Genomic DNA, 26953 nt, shown 5'->3' with positions numbered 1-26953 from the left:
GTCCCTTCTGGGTTTGCGGGGTCGGCGGCCGGAGACCGGGTGACGCGTCACCGGGCCACGGCCAGACGGTAGGTCTCGTCGCTGGTGAGCAGGTTGCGATGGGTGTCCTCCGCGGTGATGACGCCGCCGTCCAGGACGAGGACCCGGTCGGCGGCGTCCAGGAAGGCCGGGCTGCTGGTGAGCACGATCGTGGTGCGGCCCCTGCGCAACTCGGCGACGTTGCGCGCGATGAGCTGTTCCGTCACCGCGTCGACGGCTGTCGTCGGGTCGTGCAGGACGAGGATGTCGGCGTCGGCGGCCAGGGCGCGGGCCAGCGACAACCGCTGGCGCTGCCCGCCGGAGAGGTTCGCGCCTCGGTCGCGGACGCCGTAGTCGAGTCCTTCGTGGTGGAGGGCGACGACGTCGGTCAGCATGGACGCCTCCACGGCCTCGGGGATCATCCGGCCGGCGCCCGCCGGGTCGATGTTCGTGCGCAGGGTGCCCGCGAAGATCTCCCCGTCGTACGGGTTCACCAGCAGGCGCTCGCGGACCGCCTCGATCGACAACTCCCGCGTCTCCTGCCCGCTGACCCGCACGACACCCTCATACGCGCCAGGCGGGACGTTCACGGCCAGGATCGAGGCGAGGTCGGCCGCCGCGCCCGGCTGGTAGGCGGCGATCGCCACGAACTCGCCCGCGGGCACGTGGAACTTCAGCTCACGCAGGGACCCGTACCGGACGCTGTCGACCTCCAGGTCTCCGCCCGCGGACGGACGCTCCCGCCCCGGGGTCATCACCGGCGGCGCGGCCAGCACCAGCGCCATCCGCTCGGCCGACGCGCGCGCGATCATCACGTACTTCGGCATCTCCGAGAACAACTTCAGCGGTTCCATGATGAACTGCGCCAGCCCCACGGCCATGACGAGCTGCCCGATGGTGATCCGGCCGTTGAAGGCCAGCCAGCCCGCCGCCAGGGTCACGGCCGTGGCGAGGACCGCGTTGAGCGCCAGCGCCGCGCCGGCGTAGGCGCCGTTCACCTTGGCGACGGTGACCGCCTGGCTTCTCGCCTCCGTGCTGACCTTCCGGTAGGACAGGAAGGCCGCGTGGTTGCCGCCGAAGCCGTGCAGCGGGCGCAGACCGGTGATCAGGTCGGCGACCTTCGCGCCCGCCCGCGCCACCCGGGCCTGCTGCTCGCGGGTGCCGGAGCCGATCCGTCTGGAGATCACGCTCAGGATCGACAGGATCGCGACGGTTCCCACGATCACCAGCAGGCCGAGCCACACGCTGGCCATGCCCAGCGCGACTGCCGTGATCAGCACCGCGACCAGTGCGCTGATCAGCAGCGGCACCACCTCGATGATGTCGGCGGTCTGGTCGGCGTCCTCGGTGGCGATGGTCAGGACCTCGCCCGACTTGAGGTCGACGTCCCTGGCCACCGGCTGGAGCCCGCAGGCCGCGACCCGCACCCGCCAGCGGTGCGCCTCGGTCGTGTTGGCCTTCTGCAGGATGCGCATCCCGAACCGCCACGACAGCGACACCGTCGTGATGATCACGGCGAGCGCGGCGACCGACAGGCCGAGCGAGGCGAGGCTGCGCTCGCGCATCGTGTGCTCGACGATCAGGCCGAGCGCGATGGGGAAGGCGGTCTCGGCGGCCTGGTACATGCCCATGAGGACGGTGCCCCAGGCCATGGCGCCCGCGTTGCGCCGCAGCGCGGTGCGCAGGATGCCGGATCCCGTGCGGTACATCTGCTGGTCAGGAGTTGTCATCGAGGTGCCGGGCAATCGCTTCCGGGGTCCGCAGGGTGAGAAGGTCACGAATGGTGATGACGGGGCCGTACTCGCGGCGGAGCAGCCCGATCAGCCGTACTGCCAGCATGGAATGCCCTCCCAGGGACGTGAAGTCGCTCACCGCGCTCACCTCGTCGTCGTCCAGGTCCAGCGCCTCGGCGAAGAACTCGCACACCAAGGTCTCGGTCTCGGTGGCGGGGCCGCGTTCGCCCGCCGTGGTCAGCGCGCCGAGTGGCCTGGCCTCCGGCAGCGCCTTGGCGTCGGCCTTCCCGTTCACCGTCAGGGGGATGGCGGCGACCTGGGCGTAGTGCGTGGGGCGCAGGTAGTCGGGCAGCCCGGCGCCCACCTCGGCGGCGACCCTCGCCAGGTCGGCGCCGTCCAGGACGAGGTAGGCGGCCAGCCGGTAGGCGCCGTCGACCTGCGGATCGGACTGGGCGAGCGCGGCGGCGAACCGCACCGCAGGATGCGCCTCGAACGCGGCCTCGACCTCGCCCGGTTCGACCCGGTGCCCCCGGATCTTGACCTGCTGGTCGGTGCGGCCCAGGTACATCAGGTTCCCGTCGGGCCGCCTGAGCACGAGGTCCCCCGTGCGGTACATGCGTTCTCCGGGTTCGCCGAACGGGCACGCGACGAACCGGTGCGCGGTCTGGGCGGGCTGCCCGAGATAGCCGCGCGCGATGCCGATGCCCGACACGTACAGCTCGCCCGGCACGCCGTCCGGCACGGGCCGCAGCCACGGGTCGAGCACGTACACGCCGGTGTTGTCGATCGCCACGCCCACCACCGGGTCCTGGCACTCGAAGGTGCCGACGCCGAGGGTGTTGATGGTGTACTCGGTGGGTCCGTACAGGTTGTAGCCGGCCGTCCCCTCGGTTCCGGCGAGCCGATGCCACAACGCCGGGGTGACCGCCTCACCGCCCAGCAGCACCAGCGCGGGCCGCCGCGCGGGGTCGTCGAGCAGCCCCTCGGCCACCAGCTGCTGCGCGTAGGTGGGGGTGACGTTGATGACGTCGATGCCGTGCTCCAGGCAGTACTCGACCAGGCGGGGCGCGTCGCGTCGCAGTTCCTCGTCGCAGATGTGCACCTCGTGACCGTCGGCGAGCCACAGGAGCTCCTCCCACGACATGTCGAACGCGAACGACACGGTGTGCGCGATCCGGAAGACCCGGTGGGCGTGCTCGGCCAGCACCGGCTCGAAGATCCGGCGCTGGTGGTTGACCAGCATGTTGGTGAGCCCGGCGTACTCGGTCACCACCCCCTTGGGCTTCCCCGTCGATCCGGAGGTGTAGATGGTGTACGCGGGGTGCCGCAGGCGGCCGGGGTCGTCCGGTGCGAACGTCGTGAACGGCTCGGCCTCGGGCAGGGGCCGGTCCAGCTCGATCAGGTCGCCGGTCAAACGGGGCGAGACGGCGCTCACGGTGAGGATCACATCAGGGCGGGCGTCCGCGACGATCGCGGCGATCCGCTCGTCCGGGTGGTCCAGCTCCAGCGGCACGTACGCGGCGCCGACGCGCAGCACGGCGAACAGCGCCACGATCGAGTCGAGCGACCGCGGGATCGCCAGCCCCACGGTCATCTCGGGGCCGATGCCGCGCCGGGCGAGCACACCCGCCACCGCGCGGCTGCGGTCACGAAGCTGGGCGAAGGTCATGGTCCGGCCGTGGGCGACGAGCGCGACCTGCTGGGGGCTGCGCTCCGCCGCCTGGTCGAAGCGGTCGACCACGGTGTCCGTGCCGACGTCCGTCCGGTCGGCCGGTTCGGGCTCCGGGCCGAAACCCCGCAGCGCGCCCACCGGGCCGCTCGCGCGGGCCAGGTCGTCGAGCATCCGCAGGTAGCCGTCCAGGAGACGACGGGCGCGTTCCGCGTCGTGGTCGCGATACTCCAGCTTGACCGTGAGCCGGTCGCCTGGTGTGACGACCCAGGTGAACGGGTAGTGCGTGGAGTCGTCGGCCCGCACCGAGGTGATGCCGTGCCTGGCGTTCATCGTGGCGAACGCGTCCATGTCCAGGAAGTTCTGGAGCACGAACAGGTTGTCGAACAGGAGGTCGTGGCCACTGGCCCGCTGGATCTCGCCGAGCCCCAGGTGCTCGTGCTCCATCGCCGCGACCCTGGCCGCCTGCACGGCCGACAGGTAGTCCCGCACCGTGTCGTCCGGTCGTGCCCGCGTCCACATGGGCACGGTGTTGAGCAGCACGCCGACGATCTCCGACAGGCCCTCGCCCTCCCTGCCGGAGACGGTCACGCCGAACACGGCCTCACCCCGGCCCGTGTGCGCGCCGAGCAGCAGGCCGAACGCGCCGGTCAGCACCGAGTTCAGCGTGACACCGTGGGTTCTGGCCGCCGCTCGCAGCAGATGCGACTGTTCGGCGGACAGCGTGCGCACGAGCGCGCGCGGCAGGTCGTCGGGAAGCGACGGTGACGGTCCGGCGAGCAGCGTCGGGCCGGGGAGGCCGGTCAGGTGCCGGGCCCAGAAACGTTCCGAGGCGGAGGAGTCCCTGGCGTCGAGCGCCCGTGCGTAGTCCTCGAAGCTCGGCGTGGCCGGGACCGGGGCGAGCGGCTCTCCCGCGAGGACGGCCTCATAGGCGTCGAACAGGTCCCGCAGCACGATCTCGCGTGACCAGCCGTCCCACAGCAGCAGGTGGTAGCTCAGCAGCAGGCCGTCGCGGTCGCCTGGCAGGCGCACCACGGTCAGCCGGATCAGCGGCGGCTCACCCGGGTCGAAGCCCGTGTCGCGGTCCCGCGCGCACAGGGCTTCGACCTCCGCCTCCGCCTCCGCCTCCGCCTCCGCCTCCGCCTCCGCCTCCGCCTCCGCCTCCGCCGACAGGACGACCGTGCGGACGGCGACCCGCCGGCCCGCTGCGAGGACCTGGACCGGGTTGCCGCCGGCGTCGGTGGTGAAGGCGGCGCCCACGACCGGGTGCCGGGCGATCACGTACGCCATCGCCTCGGCCAGGGCGTCGGCGTCCAGACGCCGGTCGAAGGCGAAGTAGCTCTGGGCGACGTAGTGCCCGGCCGGGCCCGTCAGCTGCGCCTGGAAGAACAGGCCCTTCTGGAGCGGGGTCACCGGCGCCGTCCGCTCGGCCGTCGCACAGGCGTCCGCGATCGCCTCCAGCGCGCGCCGCCAGTGTTCGGCGAGCTCGTCGGGGATGCCCTCGGCGAGGGTGAAGGTCGCGCGCAGGCTGCCGGTGGCCGCGTCGATCCACGCATTGACCTCGACGGCGTACGGGCTGCCCTGGTCGCCGCCGGTGATGTGCAGGGCTTGGGCTTCGCTGCCTCGGCCGAGGTAGTTGAACAGCACCTGCGGGCGCGCGTGCAGCAGCGGGGCCGTCTGCGGGTTGAGGTACCTGAGCCGGCCGTAGGCGACGTGCCCGCGCTCGTCCGGCTGGCGTTCGGCGAGCTCGCGCGCCGCCGCGACGGGGTCGGTGCGCGCGGTGAGCCGCACGGGGGCGATGGAGGTGAACCAGCCGACCGTGCGGGTGTAGTCGTGGTGTTCGAGCGCGGGGACCCGGCCGTGCCGCTCCAGGTCGATCGCGAGGTCGGTGGGGGAGGGCTGGAGGCGTGTCAGCGCGGTGCGCAGCGCGCCGCACAGCAACTCGGTGAGCCCGACGCCGAGCGTGGCGGGCGCGGTACGCGTCACGCGGGCGCTCACCTCGGGCGCGACCTCCACGGTGAGCTCGCGCAGGCCCTCCACCACGGGCAGCAGCGCGGGCGCTTCGAGCGTGGCGACCCAGTGGTCGAGGTCGTCGATCACGTGGGCGGACCGGGCCGTCAGCGCGTCGGCGTACTCGGCATAGGACGTGGTCGGCGGCGCCAGAGCCGCCCCGCGCATGGCGGCGGCCAGATCGTCCAGCAGGATCAGCCAGGACACCGCGTCGACGGCGAGGTGGTGCGCGGTGACCACCAGGGTCCGGCTCGCCGCCAGCCAGGAGAACGCGATCACCTCCCCGGCCTCGGGGTCGAGCCGTCCTGCGGCCTCGTTCGCGACGGCCGTCGCGTCGGTTCCGGCCGTTGTGGCGACGGTGACCTCGCGGGCGGGTTCCGCGCTCAGCGCCCACACGCCGTGCGCGACGCGCAGCCGCAGCCGCAGGGCCGGGTGCGCGGCCACGACGGCGTTCGCGGCGCGCTCTACGTCGGCGAACCCGGTCCCCTCGGGTGCTGCCAACGTCCTGGCCTGGGCGAACCTGGCGAGAGAGCCGCCCAGTTCCCGTTGCCGCAGGATGATCGGCGTCGGCGCCAGCGGGCCGTCCCCCGTAAGGACGGCCGTGGACGAGCGCGGCGTGCGTGTCTCCAGGTGCTCGGCGAGTGCTCGCGGCGTCCTGAGCAGGAACACCTCCCGTGGGGTGATCGGCAGGCCGAGCGCCCTGGCCCGGTTGACCACCGTGATGGCGACGATGCTGTCGCCTCCGGCCACGAAGAAGTCGGTCTCGCCGTCCACGTCGCCGCCGGGCAGCGCCTCGGCGAAGACACCGACCAGCGCGGCGAGCGTGGAAGCATTCGCGAGCATCGGGGCGTCGTCGCGCGCGGCGTGCTCGCTCAGGGCCGTGCGGTCCAGCTTGCCGTTGACCGTCAGCGGCAGCGCCTCGACCCGCAGCACCCGGCGCGGCACCATGTGCGCGGGCAGCTTCGCCGACAGCAGCCCGGTGACGTCGCGAGGCGCCTGGCCCACGACGTGCGCGACCAAGTGATCTCCAGCGGCGGACACGGTGACGGCCGCGTCGATCACGCCGTCGAGCTCCCTGATCGCTGTCTCCACCTCGCCGAGCTCGATGCGGAAACCCTTGAGCTGCACCTGGTCGTCGGCGCGCCCGGCGAACTCCAGCTCGCCGTCGAGCGTGCGGCGGGCCAGGTCGCCCGTGTGGTACATGCGCGAGCCGTCGCCGGCGAACGGGTCGGCCACGAACCGGCTCGCGGTGAGCCCCGGCCGGCCCAGGTAGCCGAGCGACACCTGGTCGCCGGCGACGTAGATGGCGCCCACCCGGCCGGGCGGCACCGGCCGGAGCCGGTCGTCGAGCAGGTAGGCGACCAGGCCGGGGATCGGGCCGCCGATCGGGCTGACGTCGTCGCGGAAGGCGAAGTCCTCGTCGGTCAGCACCCGGTGCGTGACGTGGACGGTGGTCTCGGTGATGCCGTACATGTTGACCAGCTCGGGCGAGCCGGTGCCGTGCCGCTCGACCCAGCCGCGCAGCCGCCTGAGGTCCAGCGCCTCTCCGCCGAAGATGATCCGGCGCAGCGCGGTGACCGGCTCGCCGATGTGCCGGTCGGCCTCCATGAACTGGTAGAACGCCGACGGGGTCTGGTTGAGCACCGTTACCCCGCGCTCGCGGACCAGCCGGTGGAAGTCGACAGGGGAGCGGGTCAGCCCGTACTCCGGCACCAGCAGTTCGCCGCCGTGCGCCAGCGCGCCCCACAGCTCCCACACCGCGAAGTCGAAGGAGTAGGAGTGGAACTGCACCCACACGTCGTCCGGGCCGAAGCCCATGCCGGGCTGGGTGTTCGCGAGCAGCGTCACCACGCTGGAGTGGGGGACGACGACCCCCTTGGGCCTGCCGGTCGATCCGGAGGTGTAGATCACGTACGCCGGGTCGTGCCAGTCGACCTCGGGCGCGGTGGTGTCCAGGGGCAGCTCGTCTCCCTGGGCGAGCACCCGGGCGGGCACGCCCGCCCTGGCCACCAGCTCCGTGAAACGATCGCGCTGGTCGCGGTCCACGAGCACGACCTGCGGGGCGGCGTCGGCCAGGACGTACTCCAGCCGTTCGTCCGGGTACGCCAGATCCAGTGGCACGTACGCACCGCCCGCGCTGACGATCGCGACCAGGGCGACGACCTGCTCAAGAGAGCGCGGGACGGCGACGGCGACCCGCTTGCCCGGCCCGACCCCGGCCGCGCGCAGCGCCGAGGCCAGCTCGTCCTTCGCCTGCGCCAGTTCCCCGTAGGTCAGCGACCGGGTGCTGCCGTCGAGACCGCACTGGGTGACGGCGGTGGCGGCCGGGTCGCGGCTCGCGGCGGCGTCGAACAGCCCGCCCAAGGTCGTCGGGGTGATCTGCGCGGGAGCGCGGGACACCAGGTCGTCCTGCCGGGCGAGCAGGCCGGTCAGGGCCGTGGCGAACGTGCGCAGGACCGCCTGGGCCTGCCCCTCGCGCAGCAGCTCGCCGTCGTAGATCAGGTTGAAGCGCGGACGGCCGTCGGGCGCGCGCTCCACCACCAGCGTCAACGGGTAGTGCGGGGCGCCCTCGTTCACGATGCCGGTGATGAGGAGTTCGTCGCCAGGCCCGCGCAGGCTTTCCACGTCGGTGGCGACGTCGAACACGACCAGGGTGTCGAACAGGGGGCCGCTGCCGGCCTGGCGGCCGATCCTGGTCAGGGAGACGTGCTGGTGCGCCAGCACCGCGCTCTGGTGCTCGCGCACCGAGGCGAGCAGTTCGCGCGCCGTGGTGGCGCCGTCCCACCGGACGCGTACGGGGATCGTGTTGATGAGCAGCCCCACCATGTCCTCGATGCCGGGCACGTCCGCCTCACGCCCGGACACCGTGGAGCCGAACACCACGTCCTTCCCGTGCAGGATGCCGCCCAGCGTCACCGCCCACGCGCTGTGCACGGCGACGCTCAGCGGCACGCCCGCCGACCGGACGGCCGCGTCGATGTCGTCGTCGGGCTCCACGGCGGTTTCCGCGAACCGGCCGGACGGGGTGTGCCCCTCGGCGACCAGTGAGGGGCCGGGTAGGCCGGCGAGCTGATCGCGCCACACCCGCTCGCTCTCGTCGTCGTCGCGCGCGGCGAGCCGGCGCACGTAGCCGGGGAAGCCGTCCTGCGGGTACCCGGTCCCCGGTGCGTGGTACTCGGCCAGCAGCGCGCGCAGCATCGGGGGCACCGACCAGCCGTCGGCGATGATGTGGTGCACGGTCTGCACCAGGACGTTCCCCCCGGAACCCGTGCGGATGAGGGTGTAGCGCATCAGCGGGCCCGTGGCCAGGTCGAACCCGGCCCTGCGGTCCCGTTCCGCGTGGTCGCGGATCTCGTCGGCGGTGATGCCGGGGCGATCCAGCGTCGTGAACGGCGCCCGCGCACCTTCCTCCAGCACCGAGACCACGCGGCCGTCTGCCAGCGCCACGAACCGCGCCGCCAGGTTCGGATACAGCGTGAGCAGCCGGGTGGCCGCCGCCGCGAGCCGGTCGGCGTCCACCGGGCCGTCGAGCGTCAGTAGCTGCTGTTCGACGTAACTGCCCGCCGAGTCGTCGTCGAAGACCGAGTGGAAGTACAGGCCCTCCTGCAACGGGGTCAGCGGCAGGATGTCCCGCAGCGCCGGGCCGTCCAGGGCGTCGACGTCGGCCTGCGTGAGCGGCACCGCGCCGAAGTCGCTGGGGGAGTGGCCGCCCCGGTCGAGCGCGGCCAGCCCGGTCAGGGCCGCCAGGAAGTACTCGCCGATCGTCGCGACGTCCTCCTGCGCGAACACCCCGTCCGGCCACGAGATGGCGGTGACCAGCTCGTACTCGCCGGTCGCGCCGGGTTCGGCGATCGCGTTGAACTCCAGGGCGCGCGGCAGGCGCATCCTCGGGTCGCGTCTTTCGCCCAACTGCCCCGTGGCGCCCGCGAGCTGCCAGTCGCCGGCCACCCCCGCGTCGAAGCGGCCCAGGTAGTTGAACAGCACCTGCGGGGCGGAGGCGTCGAATGCGACGCCGGTCAGGTACCGCAGCGCGCCATAGGACACGCCGTTGCCAGGCACCCTCGCCAGGTCCTCCTTGACCGCCTTGAGCGCGGAGGACAGGTACGCGGGGGCGGTGAAATCGGCCGCCGCGCCAGGGTCCACGGCCACCGGGAACAGGGTCGTGAACCAGCCCACGGTCCGTGACAGGTCCGGCTCGTAGCCGGCGTCCGCGACGAACCGTCCTTCGCGGCCGTGGCCCTCAAGCTCGATGTGCGCGAACGTCTGATCCTGCCCGAGGTCGCGGCGCCACCGGGCCAGGGCGACGGCGAGCGCGGTCAGCAGCACGTCGTTGACGCCCGCGTGGAATCTTGCCGGGATCTCGCCCAGCAGCGCGGCCGTGACCTCGGGGCCGGCCGAGACGGACACGACCCTCTCACGCGCGACGGTGTCGGATTCGGACAGCGGGCGCCTGCCCAACGGCCCGTCCGCGCCCGGCAGGGGACGAGCGAAGTAGCCCCGGTCCGCCTCGAACGCCGCGCGTTCCAGCAACTGCGTCCAGCGCCGGAACGACGTGCCGACCGGGGGCAGCTCGATCGGCGTGCCCGAGGTGAGCTGCCGCCACGCCGTGGCCAGGTCCTCCATCAGGACCCGCCATGAGACGCCGTCGATCACCACGTGGTGGACGACCACGACCAGTTGCCGTGCCGAGAGCCGCCAGACGGCCCGCAGCATCACGCCGCCCTCCGGGTCCAGCCCGTCGGTGGCGAGCCGCACGCACTCGTCGAGCGGCAGGTCGCTGCGCTGCCACCCCGCGACGGCCTGGCCGGCCTCCGGGATGTCGAAGCCCCAGCGCTCGCCGCGCACCAGCCTGGCGCGCAGCATGTCGTGCCGCCTGACCACGGCGGCGAGCAGCTCGTCGAGGGCGCCGGCGGTCAGGTCCGCCGGGGTGCCCAGCACCACCGACTGCACGAAGCCGTCGATGGCGTCCGTGGTCTGGCCGAGCCACTGCACGATGGGCGCCCCCACGACGGAACCGGTCGCCACATCCCCTCGGTCCGCGACGGAGACGTCATCACGGCTCGCCGCCGCCGCCAGCGCCCCCACGCTGCCACTGGCGAACACCCGCGCCGCCGTGACGTGCAGGCCCGCCTCGCGCAGCGCGCTCAGCAGCGAGATCGCCAGAATGCTGTCCCCGCCGAGCCTGAAGAAGTTCTGCTCGACGCCGACCTCGTCCAGCCGCAGTACCGACGCGACCGCCGCGCACACCACGCGCTCGTTCTCGGTGGCGGGCGGGACGAACGGCCCCGCCTCGGCCGCCGGCTCCGGCAGCGCGCCGCGGTCCAGCTTGCCGTTCGCGGTGAGCGGGAACTCCTTCATCACCACGACGCGCGCCGGCACCATGTACTCGACCATGTGCTCGGCGGCCCACGCCTTGACCTCGCCGGCCCGCAGGTCCTCGCTGCCCGCCGCCGGGATCACGTACCCGACCAGGTACGTGCCGCCCGCCGCGTTCTTCTTCGCGACGACACACGAGTGCCGCACCCCGGGGTGCTCCGCGAGACCGACCTCGACGTCCTCGATCTCCAACCGCATGCCGCGGATCTTGATCTGGTTGTCGGCCCGGCCGAGGAAGTCCAGCGACCCGTCCGGGGCGAAGCGGGCGAGGTCACCGGTCCGGTACAGCCGGGACCCGTCCGAGGCGAAAGGGTTGGCCACGAACCGGGACGCCGTCAGGCCGGGCGCGTTGACGTACCCGCGTCCCAGCAGGAACCCGCCCACGTACAGCTCGCCGCCGACGCCGAGCGGGACCGGGCGCAGCTCCTCGTCCAGCACGTACAACTCGGTGTTGGGGTTGGCCTTGCCGATCGACGTCGACAGGCGCTCGGCCGCGCCCCGGTAGATGACGTGCGAGACGCCGATCGTCGTCTCGGCCGGGCCGTAGCCGTGGTACATGGGGATGTCGAGCCGGGTGCGGAAGCGCTCGTACAGTTCCGGCGTCAGCACCTCGCCGCCGCACCACACGTGCCGCAGGCTGTCCAGACGCCCGGACTCGCCCGCGATCTCCAGCAGCACGTCCAGCATGGACGAGACCAGGTACGTGAAGGTGACCCGCTGCTCGGCGATCACGCTCAGCAGGTGGTGCGGGTCGCGTTCGCCGCCGGGCCGCAGGATCACCAGCCTGCCGCCGTACACCAGCGGCAGGAAGATCTCGTTGATGGAGATGTCGAACGACAGCGGCGCCTTGAACAGCGAGGCGTCGTCGTGGCCGAAACCCAGGATCTCCTTGCCCTGCCACAGCAGGCGCTCGCTGATCGCCTCGTGCCGGATCATCGCGCCCTTGGGCCGCCCCGTCGACCCCGATGTGAAGATCACGTAGGCCAGGCAGGGGCCGGGGACGGCGACCTCGGGGTCGTCGATGGGATGTGAACCGAACCGCCAGTCGTCGAGATCGAGGGCCACGGCTTCCGGTTCACCCGCGTCGTGCTCGCCGGAGTCGTTGAGCTGCGCCACGACCCCGGCGTCCTCGATGACGACCGCTCGGCGCTCGGCGGGCCACCGCGGATCGAGCGGCACGAACGCGCACCCCGCCTGCAGCACGCCCAGCAGGCCGATCACCATCTCGGCGGAACGGCCCAGCGAGATGCCGACGACCTGTTCGGCGGTGAGCCCGCGCCCGATCAGGTGGTGGGCCAGCTGGTTGGACAGCCCGGCCGCCTCACGGTACGTCAGCGACCGGCCTCCGTCGACGATGGCGACGGCGTCCGGCCTGGTCCGAGCCTGCTCGCGGAACATCTCCACGAGGGTCGGGCGGACCCGCTCGACCCTGTTGCCGTTCCACTCGGCCAGGGCGTCGAGCCGGGCCGCCACGCTGGAAGGGCCGATGGTGGCGATGGGCCGATCAGGGAAGTCGGCCAGATCGTCCAGCGCGAGCTGCGCGTCGGCGAGCGCGACGCCCTCGGGGACGGTGATGCCGCGGCCGTCCGCGCCGGCCTCCCAGCCGCCGACCCCGTCCCCGCCGTTGTCGGCCCAGCCGAGGACGTCGGCGAACAGGGTGGCGGGGGTGAGGTCGAGGCTGTCGGGGCTCTGGCCCGTCGCCCAGTAGGCCAGCCCGATGGCGCATGCTTGGGTGATGGTGTCGTCGGAGTAATCGCCGGTCCGCCTGCGCACGTCGGCCAGGCGCGCGGGAGAGAGCAGTACGAGACGAGTGCTCGGTTCCATCATCGAAGACTCAGCCGTCCCTTTCCAAGGATGAAGGTTCTTGCCATGCGCGCCACAACCGTGCGTACCGGCCGCCCAGAGCCACCAGTTCCTCGTGGGTTCCCTGCTCGACCACGCGGCCGGCGTCCAGCACGGCGATGCGGTCCGCCGCCATCGCCTGGGTCAGCCGGTGCGCCACGAACAGCGTGGTGCGGCCACGGCACGCGGCCGCCACGGCCCGCTCCAGTTCGGCGGCGCCCTGGCTGCCCGCCTCCGCGGTCGACTCGTCCAGCACCACCACCGGCGACCGGGCCAGCACCAGCCGGGCCAGGGCGATCTGGGCGACCTTGGTGCCGTCCAGGCGCTCGCCGCCCTCGCCGACCACGGTGTCCAGCCCGCCGGGCAGCGCCGCGACCCACGTCTCGGCGCCGACCTCGCGCAACGCCTCCATCAGCTCGGCGTCGCCCGCCTTCGGCGCGGCCAGCCGCAGGTCCTCGGCGAGCGCGCCGGAGAACACGTGCGTCTCCTGCGTCAGGATGCTCACCAAGGCCCGCGCGCCGGCCTCGTCCAGACCGGCCAGATCGGTCGACCCGATGCGCACCGACCCGGCCTGCGGGGTCCCGATGCCGGCGATCAGCGCCGCCAGGGTCGACTTGCCCGCGCCCGTCGCCCCCACCAGCGCGAGCGAACCGCCCGCCGGGATCGTCAGGTCGACCTCCCGCAGGACCGGCCGCTCGGATCCGGGATAGGTGAACGTCAGCCTCTCCACCGTCACCGGATACGGCCCGGCATCCGCCGGCGCGGCGGCCGCGTGACCCACCAGCCTGTCCTGCGTGGCCTCGCCCAGCACCCCGACCAGCCGGGTCAGGCTCGCGCCCGACTTCTGCGCCTCGTCGAAGGTGAACATGATGGAGCCCAGCGGATTGAACAGCCGGTGGAACAGCAGCGGGGCCACCGACGCCTCGCCCAAGGTGACGGCGCCGGCCTCCAGCAGGACGTACCCCACCACGATGATCAGGACGAGCCCGATGAACTCGGCGCGGTTCTCCCTGCCGACGAACCGGCCGAAGAAGCGGAACACCTCGACGCCGAGATCGCGCACCCGCCACGACTCGCTGGTGACCCGCTCGCGGAAGGATTCCTCAAGGCGGTAGGCCCGCACGGTGCCGATCCCGTTCAGGCCGCTGATCAACGCCTGCGCCCGATCGGCCTGGGCTTCGCGCTGCTTCCGGTAGAGCGGCGCGGACCGGGGGAGATACCAGCGCAGGGCCAGCGCGTAGGCGGGCAGCGCGCCGGCGCCCGCCAGGCCGAGCCGCCAGTCCAGCCCGAACATGCCGACCGTGGCGATGACGACCAGCACGCCCGACGCGAACACCGTGGGGATGGCCGTCCTGATGCCCTTGGACACCACGGCCACGTCGTCGCCGACCCTGGACAGCACGTCGCCCCGGCCGACCTGCTCGATCCGCGCGCTCGGCATGCCCAGCACCGCCCGGACGGCGCCTTCCCGCAGCCGCGCGAGCAGATCGGCGCCCAGTCGCCCGATCAGGTACGTCGAGGCCGCGGCGGCGGCCGTGCCGAGCAGCGCGGCGGCCACCATCAGCACCCCGACCGTGACCAGGATCGACGGGGACTCGCCCGCCATCACCCCGTCGACCACCTGGCCGAGCAGGAACATCGGCAGCACCTGGAGCGCCGCGCCCGCCACCGTGGTGAGCACGGTGGCGCCCGTCAGCCACGGCACCTCGCGGGAGTGCGCCGCGACCCATCGGGCGGCCTCGCGTCCGCTCGCCGTGCGCAGGATGGCCGTGCCGGCGGCGCTCACACCCGGACCATGGCAGGCCGGGGACAGGACATGGTCGCCTGCATCGCTACCCGGCCGACTTGACGAGCTCGTCGATCGCGTACGGCAGGGACAGCAGGGTGCTCTGCGACATGGCCGCGCCGACCGCCGGGCCCTCGCTGTCCAGCAGGAACGACACCTTGCCGTCCTTGACCGCGGGCAGGTTGGCGAACAACTCGAACTTCTTCAGCGCCTCCTGGTCCGCCTGGTCGGCGATGACGAAGATGCGGTCGACATCGATCAGGTCGATGCGCTCGGGGGACAGCACGGTGTAGAAACTGCCGCCCGCGATCTTGTCGATCTCCGCCGCGCCCTTGAAGCCGATGCCCGACACCAGGCGTCCGCGGACGTCGGTGGTGGTGAACGGCGCGACCGAGTTCTTGTACCAGGACACCGCGACGGCGGTGCGCTGCGCGAACTCCGGGTGCGCCTTACGGGCCGCTTCGAGCTTGTCCTGGATGTCCTTCACCAGCTTGGCGCCCTCGTCGGCCTTGCCGAGCGCCTTGGCGATGTGTACCGCGTTGTCCTGCCAAGGCGCGCTGAACGGCTCCGCCTCGCCCTTGGTGCGGCCCACCGTCGGGGCGATCTTGGAGAGCCGGTCGTAGGCGGCCTGGTCGATCTCGGAGTAGACCGCGATGATCAGATCCGGCCGCAGGGCGGCGATCTTCTCGTAGTTCGGGCCGGAGTCGCCGTTGTTCATGACGACCTCGGGACGGGTCTGGCCCCACTTGTCCTTCACCCAGGGCCACTGGGTGTTGACGTCGGGGGTCTTGCCCGGCGGGTTCGGATACTGGTCGACCATGCCGACCGGCTTCACGCCGAGCGCCAGGATGGCCTGGTCGTCGGTGTAGCCGACGGAGACGACCCGCTGGGGGGCCTGGGCGATCTGCGTGGACCCGAACGCGTGCTCCACGGTGACCGGGAACGCGCCCCCCGCGGTGGCCGCGGTGTTGGTGATCGGCTGGTCCGTCGAGCCTGAGCCGCATCCCGTGATGAGGCCGGCGCCGAGGATCGCGGCGGACAGCGCCGCTGCGAACCGCCGCACGGTCGTCGTGACTGTTGTTCGGTGGAGGAGCATCCGGAATCCCTTGCTTTCGTGCAATCCGCTGCGACCCTGACGTGAAGCAGAAAAACCGTAACACGTGCAGGTTAGGTTAGCCTAACCTTACATACGACGTTTGAGGTTCGCCCGCACCAGCAGGTAGACGAGGAAGGGTCCGCCGATCGCGGCGGTGACCACGCCGACCGGGAGGGTGAGCGGCAGCGCCGTGCGCGCCACCAGGTCCGCGCCGATCAGCAGCACCGCGCCCGCCAACCCGGAGGCCACCAGCGGCGGCGTCGGGTGCCGCGTCAAACGCATCGCCACCTGCGGCGCCACCAGCGCGACGAACGGGACGGGGCCCGCCGCGCTCACCGCCACACCGGCCAGCAGCACCGCGCACAGCAGCAGGACCGCCCGCACCATCGAGTGCCGGACGCCCAGGCCCGCCGCGACGTCGTCACCGAAGTGCAGCGGCCGCAGATGGAAGGCCACGCACGACACGACGACCATGAGGGCGAGCGCGCCCCACAGCGCCACCCAGACCTCGCCCCACGACCGGTTGTCCAGCGAACCGATCAGCCACGCCTGGGCCCTGGCCACGTCGCGGATGTCGGCCGTGGCCAGCAGCCAGGTCGTGATCGCCTGCGTCACGGCGCTCACCGAGATGCCGATGAGGATGAGCCGCAGGCCGTTGATCCCGCGCCGCCAGGCCAGGAAGTACACCAGCAGGCCGGTGCCGAGGCCGCCCGCGAGCGCCGCCGCGGACAGGCCCACGGAGTCGGCGATCGCCGCGGCGGCCCCGCCCGACACCGTCACCAGGAACACCGCGACCGCGCTCGCGCCCCCGGTGATCCCCAGAATGTCCGGGCTGGCCAGCGGGTTGCGCGCGATGGACTGCGTGATCGCCCCTGACACCCCCAGCGCGACCCCCACGACGAGCCCGGCCAGAGCGCGCGGCAGCCGCAGATCCATGATCACGAACTCGTCGACCCGCTCACCCTGACCGAAGAGTGTGGCGATCACCTGGGGCAGGCCGATGGGGAAGTCCCCGACGCCGATGGACAGGCAGAACACCAGGAAGGCCGCCGCCGCCAGCAGCAGCGTGACCGACACCATCCAGGGCCGCCACACGAACGACGCCCGGCCGACCCGCACCCCCGGCGTCACCGGCCGCTTCACCGCCGTCTCGTTCATACGGTCTTGAACTTTCCGCGCCACACCAGCGCCGCGAAGAACGGGGCGCCGGCCAGAGCGACGACGACACCCGCCTGCAACTCGCCCGGCCGGATCACCACACGCCCGACGATGTCGCAGACCAGCAGGACGACGGCGCCGAGCAGACCCGCGCACGGCACCAGCCAGCGATAGTCGGGACCGGTGAGATACCGGGCCACGTGGGCCACCATGAGCCCGAGGAACGCGATGGGGCCGCACGCCGCCGTCGTCGCGCCCGCCAGCAGGGTGATGGCGACGACGCCGACCGTCCTGCTGCGCGCGAGGTTCACCCCCAGCCCTCGCGCCACGTCGTCACCCAGGTTGAGCAGGTTCATGGTGGGCAGCGTGGTCAGCGCCAGCAGCAGTCCGGCCACGACGAACGCGGTCACCGGCCAGATGACCTCGAACCCGGCCCCGGCCACCGAGCCCGCGTTCCAGAAGCGCAGCGCGTTCAGCGACGCCTGGTCCGACAGCGAGACCGCGGTGGTCATCGCCGTCAGGAACACCGCGACCCCCTGCCCGGCCAGCGCGAGCGTCAGCGGGTTGCCCGCACCCCGGCCGAGGCTCGCCAGCCCGAACACGACGACGCCGGCCAGCGCGGCCCCCAGGAAGGCGAACCAGACGTACTGGAACGGACTGGCCAGCCCGAACAGGAGGATCACCGACACCACGGCGAACGAGGCGCCGGAGTTCACCCCCAGCAGCCCCGTGTCGGCGATCGGGTTGCGCGTGTACCCCTGGATCAACGCCCCGCTGACCCCCAGGGCGAGGCCCGCCACGATCGCGAGCACGGTCCTGGGCACCCGCACGGTCTGCACGATGAGCGCGATCTCGGTGAGCCGCTGGTCGGAGCCCGGGGCGGCGAACAACCCGTGCCACACCTCCGGGGGGCTCAACGCGCGTGCGCCGACGGCCAGCGACAGCGCCCCCGCGACCAGGAGAACCACCGCGAGCGTGCCCAGGCCCACCACCCGCCGCCGACGGGCCTGCGTGGCCACGGGCGCGGGACGTCTTTCCACAGTCGTACTCATCGACGTGCGTCGTTCCTCTGATCCACCAGGGGGTGCGGCCGGGAAGGACATCGCGAGCCGCGACATCAACTTAGGTAAGTCTATCCTTAGTTGCCGATCAACGGTAGGGAGGACCGCGTGGACGACACCTTCGCCAGGTTCGGGTTTCCCGGCGAGCCCGGCACCGACGACTTCTGGGCCGCGGCGGGGGCGCCCGCCTCGGTGCCCGCCGGCGACGGCTGGGCGACCCTGTTCCTGTGGCGCGGGTCCCCGGCCAGCGTCGGCTTCGAGAGCTGGTCGGCGCCGGTGCCCCTGCGCCGGTGGGGCGAGACGGACTGCTGGTACGCCGAGGTGGCCATGCCCGCGCGGCTGCGGGTGACCTACCAGTTCCTCACGGACGACGCCGCCTGCGCCGACCCGTTCAACCCGGCCGGCGCGGGCGGCGACCGGTCCATCGCCGCGACCCCGGACGCCCCCGCCCAGCCGCACTGGCCGCCCGTCGCCGCCGACGACGTGCTGCCCCTCCCGCGCACCCGCCTGCGCTGGACCAGCGGGCGGCTCGGCGGGCGGCGCACCGTGCGGGTCCACCCGGCGGGCGGCGGCGGGCCGACGGTCCTGCTGCTCGACGGGGACGACTGGCTGTACCTGCACCCGGCCATGACCGCGTTCGACGCGGCCGTCTCCTGTGGTGAGATGCCCGCCGTCACCCTCGTCTTCCTGCCGGCCAGGGACAGGGACGCCGAGTTCTGCTGCCGGCCCGAACTGTGGGCGGCGATCAGGGACGAACTGCTGCCGCTGGTGGCCGACAGCGGCGTGCCCGCCGACCTGGACCGGCTGGTGGTCGCCGGGCAGAGCCTCGGCGGGCTGAGCGCGATGTACGCGGCACTGGAGTTCCCCGATCTGGTCTGCGGCCTCGCATGCCAGTCGGCCTCGTTCTGGTGGACACCCGACGCCATGGACCAGGCCGACCCCATGGGCGGCCCGGTCGGCGGGGCCGTCGCCGCGCGCCTGCGCGAGCGCCCCGACCTGTCCGGTCTGCGGGTCGCCTTCGACGTGGGGGAGCACGAGAGGCGGATGTTGCCGCACTGCGAGCTGGTCGAGACCCTGGCGGAACAGGCCGGCGCGACCGTGCGGGTCTCGCGGTCGGCCTCGGGCCACGACCGGGCGGGCTGGCGGCACGCCCTGCTCAGGGACGTCGCCTGGGTGCTCGCCCGAGGCGAGGGGTGAGGGCCGTCACCCCTCGCCTCGGCGAACGTCAGCGCGACAACGCGTAGGCGCCGCTCAGCCGCATGGCCACCGCGTCGGCGATCTCCCCGGCCCGCACGGCGGTGTTGGACAGCAGCGTCGAGGTCAGGCCGTGGGTGTGCTCGGTGGCTCCTTGCACGTAGATGCCGCAGCGCAACTGCTCGGAAGTGGCGATCCGGTAGTCGCGCTCGATGCGCAGGGCGCCCGAGGGCAGCCGCTCGCAGTGCTCGCCCGTGACACCCAGCAGGGTCAGCGGGTCGCCGGGCCGGTAGCCGGTGGCGTAGACGAGCGCGTCGGCTTCCAGGACGGTCCTCTCCCCGGTGGGCAGGAACTCGACGGTGGCGCGCACACCCTCGGCGTCCCTGGCGACCTCGACGACCCTGGAGGCGTTGAGGATGCGCAGCCGCTGCTCGCCCCGCACCGTCTCCTGGTAGTGCCTGCGGTACAACTCGTCGATGAGGTCGAGGTCGACCACCGAGTAGTTGGTGGAGGTGTGGTAGGCGAGCAGGCTCTCCTTGACCGCCTCGGGCGCGCCGAAGTAGTGGTCGACCGCGACGGGGTCGAAGATGCGGTTGGCGAAGGAGCTGTCGTCGGCGGGGGTGTAGCCGTACTTGGAGAACACCGCGCACACCTCGGCGCCGGGGAAACGGCCGTGCAGGTGGTCGGTCACCTCGGCGGCGCTCTGGCCGGCGCCGACCACCACGAACCGGCGGGGGTCGCCGACCGAGGGGAGCCTGTCCAGGAGTTCCTCACTGTGCCAGACACGTTCGTCGCCGACCATCCCGTCAGGCAGCACGGGGACCAGGCCGACGGCGATGACCAGGTTGCGGGTGCGGCGGGTGCTGAGCTCGCCCGCGCCCCCGCGGACCGTCACGTCGAGGCACTCCACCGCGCCGTCCACGGTGACGGGGGTGACCGCGACGACCTCCGCGCCGTACTCGACCTGGTCGGCGAAGGGCGCCGCGGCCCATTCCAGGTAGTCGTGGAATTCCACGCGCGAGGGGAACATCGTCTTGTGGTTGATGAAGTCCAGCATCCTGCCGCGCGCCTTGAGGTAGGACAGGAAGCTGAACTCGCTGGTGGGGTCGCGCATGGTGACCAGGTCCTTGAGGAAGGAGACCTGCATCGTGGTGCCTTCGAGGAGCATGCCGCGGTGCCATCCGAAAGAAGGTTGCTTCTCCAGGAACACGGCGTCGATTCGCTCGCCGGTGCGCGCCTGGCGCTCGCGCAGCGCGATGGCCAGGGCGAGGTTGGAGGGGCCGAAACCGATGCCGACGAGGTCGTGGACGGGCTGCTCGGCAGTGGGCATGAAAGGCCTTTCGAGAGAGCGGTCCTGGGTCGCGGGCCATGGGTGGAATCAGAATCCAACTTAGGTTAGGCTCGCCTAATTAGGCGAGCCTAACCTTTACTCCACTCACCTCACAAGGAGAGCGCCGATGCGGGTCGTGATGTTCGGCTACCAGACCTGGGGGCATCGCACCCTCCAGGCTCTACTGAACTCCGGGCACGACGTGGTGCTGGCGGTCACCCACCCCGAGAGCGACCACGCCTACGAGAAGATCTGGAGCGACTCGGTGGCCGAACTGGCCGAGGCCAACGGCGTCCCGGTCCTGCTGCGCAACCGCCCCGACGACGACCTGCTGCTCACCCTCAAGGAAGTCGAGCCCGACCTCATCGTCGCCAACAACTGGCGCACCTGGATACCGCCCGAGATCTTCACCCTCCCGAGGCGCGGCATCCTCAACGTGCACGACTCGCTGCTGCCCGCCTACGCCGGCTTCTCCCCGCTCATCTGGGCGCTCATCAACGACGAGAAGGAGGTCGGCGTCACCGCCCACATGATGAACGCCGAACTGGACGCCGGGGACATCGTGGTCCAGCGCGCCATCCCGGTCGGCCCCGCCGACACCACCACCGACCTGTTCCACCGCACCGTCGACCTCATCGCCCCCATCGTCGCCGAGGCCCTCGACCTCATCGCCTCCGGACGCACCGACTGGACACCCCAGGACCGCTCGAAGGCCAGCTTCTTCCACAAGCGTTCGATCGAGGACGGCAACATCGACTGGACCTGGCCCGCCGAGGACATCGAACGGCTGGTACGCGCCCAGTCCGACCCCTACCCCAACGCCTTCACCCACTACAGGGGCGAACGCGTCCGCATCCTGAAGGCCTCGGTCTCCAAAGGCGTCTACGGCGGCACGCCTGGCCGGGTCTTCATCCGCGAGGGCGAGGGCATCGTCATCGTCGCCGGCGCCGAGGCCCGCCGGGGCCGCAGCCACGGCCTGGTGATAGAGCGGGTCCGCACCCAGGACGGAACCGACCTGCCGGCCGACGAGGTGTTCAAGGCCATGGGCGGCTACCTGTCCCGCCAACCGTGAGCGCCGGCACCGTCCACGGCGCGCTCACCAGTCGTGGACGGTGCCGTCCTTGAGCCGGTTGAACGGCAGGTACGCCGGCTGGTACGGAAAACGCGCCGCGGCCTCCTCATCGAGCTCCACGCCGAGCCCCGGCAGCTCGCCGGGGTGCAGGTAGCCGTCGGTGAAGCTGAACGACTGACGGAACACCTCGTTGGTCGCCGGGCCGTGCTGCATGTACTCCTGGATGCCGAAGTTGTGGATCGCCAGGTCCAGGTGCAGGGCGGCGGCCATGCCGACCGGCGAGATGTCGGTCGGGCCGTGGATGCCGGACTTGATCTGGTACTGGGCGGCGTAGTCGAGGAGCTTGCGCATGGCCGTGATCCCCCCGGTGTGGGTGACGGCGGAGCGGACGTAGTCGATGAGCTGTTCGCGGATCAGGGTCTGGTAGTCCCACACGGTGTTGAAGACCTCGCCGATGGCCAGCGGGGTAGTGGTGTGCTGCCGGACCAGGCGCAGCGCCTCCTGGTTCTCCGCCGGCGTGCAGTCCTCCAGCCAGAACAGGTCGTAGGGTTCGAGGGCCTTGCCGAGCTTGGCGGCCTGGATGGGGGTCATCCGATGATGCCCGTCGTGCAGCAGCGGCAGCTCGGGGCCGAACTCGCCCCGCACCGCCTCGAAGACGCCGGGCAGGTGGCGCAGGTAGGCGCGGGTGTCCCAGTCCTCCTCCGCGGGCAGCGCGGTGCGCTGCGCCGGCTCGTAGTCGTAGCGCTTGCCGCCGGCGCTGGGCTGGGCGGCCACACCGTAGACGGCGTTGATGCCCGGCACGGAGGTCTGCACCCGGATCGACCGGTAGCCCATCTCCAGGTGCCGGCGGATCGAGTCGAACAACTCCTGCGAGTCCCGGCCCGAGGCGTGCCCGTACGCCATGATCCCGTTCCTGGAGGCTCCGCCGAGCAACTGGTAGAGCGGCATCCCGGCGGCCTTGGCCTTGATGTCCCACAGCGCCACGTCCACGGCCGCGATGGCGGCCATGGTGACGGGCCCGCGCCGCCAGTACGCCGAGCGGTAGAGGAACTGCCAGGTGTCCTCGATGCGGTGCGGGTCTCGCCCGATCAGCAACGGGACGACATGGTCGGCCAGGTACGACGCGACCGACAACTCCCGCCCGTTGAGGGTGCCGTCGCCCAGCCCGGTGATCCCCTCGTCCGTCGTGATCTTGAGGGTGACGAAGTTGCGGTCGGGGCTGGTGACGACGACGTCCGCTGCGACGATCTTCACGCAGGTGCCTTTCTCGGAGGAGGGACGGTTCTTCGCGGCGTGGCGCTCACCATTCCGCGTAGGAGCCGTCCCGGTGCCGCCAGACGGGGCTGCGCCAGGCGTGTGCTCTCTTGCCGGCGGCGCGGACCGCCTGCTCGTCCACCTCGATGCCCAGGCCGGGCGCGGTGAGCCGCTCGATGTATCCGTCCACGAAGGTCAACGGGGCCTTGTCGAGGCAGTAGTCGAGCACCTCGGCGTCGAGGTTGTAGTGGATGCCGATGCTCTGCTCCTGGATCAGGTAGTTCGGCGTGGCGAAGCCGACCTGCAGGCACGCCGCGAGGGCGATCGGGCCGAGCGGGCAGTGCGGGGCGAGCTGCACGTCGTACACCTCGGCGAGCGCGGCGATCTTGCGTACCTCGGTGATGCCGCCCGCGTGCGAGAGGTCCGGCTGGGCGACCGCGATGCCGGCCTGGAAGACGGGCAGGAACTCCTGCCGGCTGTAGAGCCGCTCCCCGGTCGCCACCGGGACGGTGGTCGAGCGGACGAACTCGCCCATGAGGTGCGAGTTCTCCGGGACGACCGGCTCCTCCACGAACAGCGGCCGGTACGGCTCCAGCAGCGGCATCACCCGGCGGGCGTTGGCCAGGGTGAACCGCCCGTGCAGGTCGACGGCGACGTCACGCTCGTCGCCGAGCACCTCGCGGGCGGCGGCCACCCGGGCGGCCACGCCGTCCAGCTCGGCGACCGAGGCGGCCGGGCTCATCCTGCCGGAGGCGTTCATCTTCACCGCGGTGAGCCCGGCCTCGACCTGGGCGGCGACGTGGTCGCGGACCTCGCCGGGCTCGTCGCCGCCGACCCAGCCGTACACCCGGATCCGGTCGCGGACGGGGCCGCCGAGGAGCTGGTGCACCGGGGCGCCGAAGTGCTTGCCCGCGATGTCCCACAGGGCCTGGTCGAGACCCGCCACGGCACTGGCCAGGATCGGGCCGCCCCGGTAGAACGAGCCCTTGGTCAGCACCTGCCAGTGGTCCTCGATGCGCAGCGCGTCCCGGCCGATCAGCAGCTCCGCGAGCTGGTCCACGGCGGCGCGGACGGTTTCCGAACGCCCCTCGCAGGTGGCCTCGCCCCAGCCGACGATCCCCGAGCCGGTCTCCACCCGGACGAAGAGCCAGCGGGGGGCGACGAGGAAGGTCTCCACGCGCGTGATGGTCGTCATGGCGGTCAGCCCTTCGTCGCGCCGGCGGTGAGGCCGGAGACCACGTACTTCTGCACGAACAGGGCGATCAACATGATCGGCAGGGTGACCACGCTGGCCGCGGCCATCAGGCCGCCCCAGTCGATGCTGGCGTAGCCGACGAAGTCGAAGATCGCCACGGGGAGGGTCTTGGTGTCGGCGTCGGAGAGCACGAGCGCGAACATGAAGTTGTTCCACGAGAAGATGAAGGACAGGATCCCCGCGGTGGCGATCCCCGGCACGGACAGCGGCAGCATGATGCGGCGGAACGCGCCGATGTGGGTCAGCCCGTCGACCAGCGCCGCCTCCTCCAACTCCGCGGGCACGCTGTCGAAGTAGCCCATCATGATGTAGACCACCAGGGGCAGCGAGACGAACATGTGGCTGAGGATCAGCACCCCGAAGCCGCCGACCATCCGCAGGTTGGAGAAGACGTAGTACCAGGGCACCAGCAGCGAGACGCCGGGGATGACCCGGGCCATCAGCACCACCAGCGCCGACTTCTTCATGTTGAAGCGGCTCATCGAGTACGCGGCCGGCAGACCGAGGACCAGCGACGCCACGGTGGCCGCGAACGCCACCCAGAGGCTGTTGACGATGAACTCGACGTAGTTCGCCTGCTGGAGCACCTTGGCGTAGTTGTCCATGGTGGGGGAGAAGGCCAGCGCCTTGCCCGGGTCGTAGATGTCGACGTTGGTCTTGAACGACGCGGTGATCATCCACAGCAGCGGCGCGAGCAGCGAGAGCACCAGGAAGGTGAGCGCCGCCACCCGGAACACCTGGTACGCGGGACGGGGCCTCATCGCTGCGCCTCCTTGCGCCGGGCGGTCAGGGCCCACATCGCCCCGATGATGATCAGGAAGAAGAGGATGAGGACGGTGGAGGAGATGCCGTACTCGTTGTAGTCGAAGCTGAGCCCGTAGGCGTACACGTTGAGGGTCTCTACCTCGTGGAACGAACCGCCGCCCCGGCCCTTCGTGGCGTACAGGACGTCGAAGGTCTTCAGCGCGTCGATGCCGCGCAGCAGGATCGCCACCGTCACCGTGGGCATCAGCAGCGGCAGGGTGACGTGCCGGAAACGCTGCCAGGCGCCGGCGCCGTCGATCCGCGCCGCCTCCTGCGGCTCCTCCGACAGCGAGGTGAGCCCGGCGAGCAGGATCAGCGCCACCATCGGCGTCCACTGCCACACGTCGATGAAGATCGTGGTGGGCAGGGCCGTGTGCTGGCCGGCGAGCCACGGCTGCGGCGCGATGCCGACCCAGCCGAGGACCTGGTTGGCCATGCCGATGTTCGGGTCGAAGATGAGCCGCCACATCATGCCGACTGCGACCGGGGTGGCGACCAGCGGCATCAAGATGGCGACCCGGACCCACCTCTGCCCCTTGAACGGCCGCCAGAGCAGCAGCGCGATCGCCATCCCGAGGACCACCTCGAACAGCAGCGCGACGACGGTGAACGCGGCGGTCCGCCCGACTGCGGGCCAGAACCGGTCGGTGTCGGACAGGACGTCGAGGTAGTTCTGGACGCCCACGAACTCGCTCTCCGCGCGGACGGAACCCTCGGAGTCGGTCAGGCTGAGATAGCCGGTCCACGCCAGCGGGATCACGATCAGCGCGGCAACGAAGATCATCGCAGGCGCGGCGAAGAGCCATTTGCGGTGGTCGTTGGCCCAGCGCACCCAGCCGGGCGTTTCGGGGGCGGTGGGTGCGCCGCGCGGCGCCTTGGTGGTGGTCATCGTTGCCATGAGGTCTCCAGAGGGGTCGGCCCCGCCGCTTACTTGGCCTCGTCGTCCAGGAACTTCTGGAACGTGGCGTTGGCCGTGTCGGCCGCCGCGGCGGCGTCCTTGCCGGTGATCGCGTCGACGAGCGGCTGGCCGACGATCTCGCGGGCCTCGGCGACCTTCACCACCAGCGGCCGGTCATGCCCCACCCCGGCCTCGGTGCTGGCCGAGATGGCCTCCACCAGGTCCTTCGGGAAGGTCGAGGTGCCCTCCGGGTTGGCCCAGACGGAGGTGCGGGCGCCGGGGACGCCGGACTTCTGCTGGGCGAGCGTCTGCTCCTTGCCGGTGGCCCACTCGATGAACTTCCAGGCGTTGTCGGTGTTCTCTGAGCCGGAGTTGATGCCCAGCGCCCACGACGGGATGTTGTACGGCTTCGAACCGGCCGGGCCGGCCGGGAACGGGGCGAAGCCCACCTGGTCCGAGATCTTGGACTTGGCCGGGTCGGTGGCGTTCTTGTAGAGCGAGTTCGCCTCGGTGTAGAAGGCGGCCTTGCCCTGGGTGAAGATGGCCATCGCCTCGGGCCAGCCCATGTCGGTGCTGACGTTCGCCGGGCCGGAGTCCTTGATCAGCCCGCCGTAGAAGGCGTACGCCTGCTTGGCCGCCTCGCTGTTGACCGCGGCCTTGCCGCTGCCGTCGACGAAGTCGCCGCCGAAGCTGTAGAGGAAGCTGGAGAACTGGGTGACCGCCGGCGACTTGCCGGTACGGGCGACGAAGCCGGCGACGCCCGGATCGGCCGCCTTGATCTTGGCGGCGGCGGCCTTCAGCTCGTCGAGGGTCTTCGGCGGGGCGCTCAGCCCGGCCTTGTCGAGCAGGTCCTTGCGGTAGTAGAGGACCTCCTGCTCGGTGATGATCGGGATGCCGACCGGCTTGCCCTCGTGCGTGGTGGCCTTCACCGGGCCGGGCTGGAAGTCGCCGAAGTCCCAGTTCTTGTTGGAGGCCACCTGGGCCGCCAGGTCGGCCAGGTACGTGTTCCTGGCGAAGAGCTTCCCCTCCTGCAGGGGGCGGTACATCATCACGTCGATGTCGGAGGAGCCGGCGTTCAGCTTGACGTTGTACTGGTCGGAGAGCTGGTCCTCGCCGAGCTGGGTGACCTCGACCTTGAGCCCGGTCTGCTTCTCGAACTCGGGCAGCGCCTGCTTGATGTTCTCGGTCCACACGTGGTTGGCCAGGGTGACCCGGACCGTCTTGGACGCGCCCGCGTCGCCGCCACCGCCACAGGCCGTCAGGCCCAAGGCGGCGACCACGGCCAGAGATGTACCGAATACCGATCGAGGTCGCACGTCATCTCTCCTTAGTGTCCTGGCCGCCGTCCCCTGGAAGAGCGCCACCCTCGCGTAACATCCGCTTAATGCCGGGATGCT

General features: G+C 71.6%; 14 protein-coding genes. 2 read left to right on the top strand and 12 right to left on the bottom strand.

The genetic code is table 11. From position 1 onward, the window contains the following. Window positions 1–47: 47 nt before the first annotated feature. The 6 genes from ACFOY2_RS50735 to ACFOY2_RS50710 all read right to left on the bottom strand — a co-directional run bounded on the left by ACFOY2_RS50735 (window position 48) and on the right by ACFOY2_RS50710 (window position 17728). Window positions 48–1748 carry an ABC transporter transmembrane domain-containing protein gene (locus ACFOY2_RS50735; protein ID WP_379535374.1) on the bottom strand — a complete coding sequence of 567 codons (1701 nt, stop codon included), beginning with the start codon at window positions 1746–1748 and terminating at the stop codon, window positions 48–50. Beyond that, window positions 1735–12633, bottom strand: a complete 10899-nt coding sequence (locus ACFOY2_RS50730; protein WP_379535373.1) for an amino acid adenylation domain-containing protein — start codon at window positions 12631–12633, stop codon at window positions 1735–1737. Before ACFOY2_RS50730 ends, ACFOY2_RS50735 begins: the two co-directional genes overlap by 14 nt. Before the next feature lie 7 nt (window positions 12634–12640). Then, complete coding sequence (locus ACFOY2_RS50725) at window positions 12641–14434, bottom strand: ABC transporter ATP-binding protein (RefSeq protein WP_379535372.1); 1794 nt, start codon at window positions 14432–14434, stop codon at window positions 12641–12643. Between the two features lie 46 nt (window positions 14435–14480). Further along, window positions 14481–15530 (bottom strand): iron-siderophore ABC transporter substrate-binding protein, encoded by a 1050-nt coding sequence (locus ACFOY2_RS50720; protein ID WP_379535371.1) that lies wholly within the window; start codon window positions 15528–15530, stop codon window positions 14481–14483. 87 nt (window positions 15531–15617) lie between these two features. Continuing rightward, window positions 15618–16688: a FecCD family ABC transporter permease gene (locus tag ACFOY2_RS50715; RefSeq protein ID WP_379535370.1), complete on the bottom strand. Its 1071-nt coding sequence runs from the start codon at window positions 16686–16688 to the stop codon at window positions 15618–15620. After that, window positions 16685–17728, bottom strand: a complete 1044-nt coding sequence (locus ACFOY2_RS50710) for a FecCD family ABC transporter permease (protein WP_379535369.1) — start codon at window positions 17726–17728, stop codon at window positions 16685–16687. The genes ACFOY2_RS50715 and ACFOY2_RS50710 overlap by 4 nt, the downstream gene beginning before the upstream one ends. Window positions 17729–17857: 129 nt before the next feature. Between ACFOY2_RS50710 and ACFOY2_RS50705 the strand changes: the two genes are divergently transcribed. Next, complete coding sequence (locus ACFOY2_RS50705) at window positions 17858–18946, top strand: alpha/beta hydrolase-fold protein (RefSeq protein ID WP_379535368.1); 1089 nt, start codon at window positions 17858–17860, stop codon at window positions 18944–18946. A 28-nt stretch (window positions 18947–18974) separates the two neighbouring features. On the opposite strand, the gene ACFOY2_RS50700 is transcribed toward ACFOY2_RS50705, so the two are convergent. Then, window positions 18975–20273: a lysine N(6)-hydroxylase/L-ornithine N(5)-oxygenase family protein gene (locus ACFOY2_RS50700; protein ID WP_379535367.1), complete on the bottom strand. Its 1299-nt coding sequence runs from the start codon at window positions 20271–20273 to the stop codon at window positions 18975–18977. 127 nt (window positions 20274–20400) lie between these two features. Between ACFOY2_RS50700 and ACFOY2_RS50695 the strand changes: the two genes are divergently transcribed. Then, window positions 20401–21345, top strand: a complete 945-nt coding sequence (locus ACFOY2_RS50695; protein WP_379535366.1) for a methionyl-tRNA formyltransferase — start codon at window positions 20401–20403, stop codon at window positions 21343–21345. 24 nt (window positions 21346–21369) lie between these two features. Here the strand turns inward: ACFOY2_RS50695 and manD are convergent, their stop codons facing one another. Genes manD through ACFOY2_RS50670 form a run of 5 tightly spaced genes read right to left on the bottom strand, consistent with a single transcriptional unit; the run spans window position 21370 to window position 26872 of the window. Further along, on the bottom strand, window positions 21370–22599 hold the full coding sequence (gene manD, locus ACFOY2_RS50690; protein WP_379535365.1) for a D-mannonate dehydratase ManD: 1230 nt from the start codon (window positions 22597–22599) through the stop codon (window positions 21370–21372). Between the two features lie 46 nt (window positions 22600–22645). Then, window positions 22646–23794, bottom strand: coding sequence for a galactonate dehydratase (gene dgoD, locus ACFOY2_RS50685; protein WP_379535364.1), 1149 nt, complete (start codon window positions 23792–23794; stop codon window positions 22646–22648). 5 nt (window positions 23795–23799) lie between these two features. Beyond that, entirely contained in the window at window positions 23800–24615 is an 816-nt protein-coding gene (locus ACFOY2_RS50680; RefSeq protein ID WP_379535363.1) for a carbohydrate ABC transporter permease, read from the bottom strand. Further along, window positions 24612–25556: a carbohydrate ABC transporter permease gene (locus ACFOY2_RS50675; protein WP_379535362.1), complete on the bottom strand. Its 945-nt coding sequence runs from the start codon at window positions 25554–25556 to the stop codon at window positions 24612–24614. The genes ACFOY2_RS50680 and ACFOY2_RS50675 overlap by 4 nt, the downstream gene beginning before the upstream one ends. 29 nt (window positions 25557–25585) lie before the next feature. Beyond that, window positions 25586–26872 carry an ABC transporter substrate-binding protein gene (locus ACFOY2_RS50670; RefSeq protein WP_379535361.1) on the bottom strand — a complete coding sequence of 429 codons (1287 nt, stop codon included), beginning with the start codon at window positions 26870–26872 and terminating at the stop codon, window positions 25586–25588. Window positions 26873–26953: the final 81 nt, after the last annotated feature.

Source organism: Nonomuraea purpurea (assembly GCF_042650645.1).
Classification (GTDB): Bacteria; Actinomycetota; Actinomycetes; order Streptosporangiales; family Streptosporangiaceae; genus Nonomuraea; species Nonomuraea purpurea.
This window is presented reverse-complemented; position numbering and strand designations above follow the sequence as displayed.

Bases quoted from the DNA above. Each gene is read 5' to 3' on its own strand.
- ACFOY2_RS50735 (WP_379535374.1), bottom strand. From the start codon at position 1,748: ATGACAACTCCTGACCAGCAGATGTACCGCACGGGATCCGGCATCCTG.
- ACFOY2_RS50720 (WP_379535371.1), bottom strand. From the start codon at position 15,530: ATGCTCCTCCACCGAACAACAGTCACGACGACCGTGCGGCGGTTCGCA.
- ACFOY2_RS50700 (WP_379535367.1), bottom strand. From the start codon at position 20,273: ATGCCCACTGCCGAGCAGCCCGTCCACGACCTCGTCGGCATCGGTTTC.
- ACFOY2_RS50680 (WP_379535363.1), bottom strand. From the start codon at position 24,615: ATGAGGCCCCGTCCCGCGTACCAGGTGTTCCGGGTGGCGGCGCTCACC.
- ACFOY2_RS50730 (WP_379535373.1), bottom strand. From the start codon at position 12,633: ATGATGGAACCGAGCACTCGTCTCGTACTGCTCTCTCCCGCGCGCCTG.
- ACFOY2_RS50695 (WP_379535366.1), top strand. From the start codon at position 20,401: ATGCGGGTCGTGATGTTCGGCTACCAGACCTGGGGGCATCGCACCCTC.
- ACFOY2_RS50715 (WP_379535370.1), bottom strand. From the start codon at position 16,688: ATGAACGAGACGGCGGTGAAGCGGCCGGTGACGCCGGGGGTGCGGGTC.
- dgoD (WP_379535364.1), bottom strand. From the start codon at position 23,794: ATGACGACCATCACGCGCGTGGAGACCTTCCTCGTCGCCCCCCGCTGG.
- ACFOY2_RS50675 (WP_379535362.1), bottom strand. From the start codon at position 25,556: ATGGCAACGATGACCACCACCAAGGCGCCGCGCGGCGCACCCACCGCC.